The 1,032-nt window shown below is 64.6% G+C and carries 2 protein-coding genes; both read left to right on the top strand.

Annotated elements, in window-relative coordinates; all coding sequences use genetic code 11:
- Nucleotides 1-102 precede the first annotated feature (102 nt).
- The gene (locus HMPREF9451_RS09290) at nucleotides 103-300 is read left to right on the top strand and encodes a hypothetical protein (RefSeq protein ID WP_009140037.1); all 198 of its coding nucleotides are present in this window, start codon (nucleotides 103-105) and stop codon (nucleotides 298-300) included.
- Between the two features lies 1 nt (nucleotide 301).
- On the top strand, nucleotides 302-859 hold the full coding sequence (locus HMPREF9451_RS09285; RefSeq protein ID WP_009140036.1) for a hypothetical protein: 558 nt from the start codon (nucleotides 302-304) through the stop codon (nucleotides 857-859).
- Nucleotides 860-1,032: the final 173 nt, after the last annotated feature.

The following is a 1,032-nucleotide window of genomic DNA, read 5'->3' as shown; positions in this document are numbered from 1 at the left end:
CAGCCGTTCCGAACAGGATTTTTCTCGAAAATCTTTCCCGTCACAATGCGGCCAACCGCAACGCGCCGGGCCGCGCGTCGAAGAATCCGAGGAGGTAATGCCATGCTGGAAATCCGTGTTCAAGGCCTGCCGGAAGAGGTGAGGGAGTTCGCCGACGCCCTGGAGCGCACGGGATGCGTCCTTGGGCGCAGCCGCGAGTACGCCAACCGGGGGGAAGGCCGATACGTCCGGGTGTATCTCGAAGCCGAGGCGCCAGGGGCCGATGCCCGTCACGCCGCGATCGAGGAAAGGGGGCGCTGAGATGGCTATCGAGATCGAGGGGATCGAGTACCGCACCGAGGCGCAATGGGAGCGCGTCCACCGTCATCTGCGCAAGAACGCCAAAGGCGTCCACCGCGAGTGGAACACCCCGCACGGCAAAGACGAGGCCTGGTTCTACCCTCTGACGCAGACGAAGAAATGGACCGAGGCCGAGCGCAACCGCGAGCGAAAGAAGCGCCGCGAAGCCGAGGCCGAGAAGAAGGTCAGGGCGCGGATAGGCGAGGCCGTGGACCGGGCGGTTTCGAACAGGGAGTTCGAGCTGGCGGTCGCGGGAACCGGCGCTCCCTGGTCGGAGTTCGCCGAGCGGAGATGGTTCGTCACGTCGACGCACACGGCCTGGCAATGGGTCGATGCCGGGTTCGTTCCGCTGCGCGAGGCCCGGTGGAGACAGGCCGACAACGGCTATTTCTACTGCCGCTGGTGCGATGTCCGGTGGATGCCGAAGCGGGCCGAGCAGCTGATCCAGTTCGGGCCGAGGGAGGTGGACCGTCTGCCCGACGGCAGGCCGTACGACGGCCGCCCGTGGTGGGTCTACTAGCGACAAGAAAAACGGGTTTCGCGTTTTCCTGCGAGGCCCGTTTTTTGTTTCCCGGAGTTCCGTATTGGCTCCGAAGACGCGCCGAGAACGTGAGACGCTTTTGATGCGGCATGCGGGCCGCCGAGAGCGGGAGTTCAACGATAAATCCTTGAACGCGAGAGACGTATGCGGGT

It is taken from the genome of Slackia piriformis YIT 12062 (genome assembly GCF_000296445.1).
Classification (GTDB): domain Bacteria; phylum Actinomycetota; class Coriobacteriia; order Coriobacteriales; family Eggerthellaceae; genus Slackia; species Slackia piriformis.
This window is presented reverse-complemented; position numbering and strand designations above follow the sequence as displayed.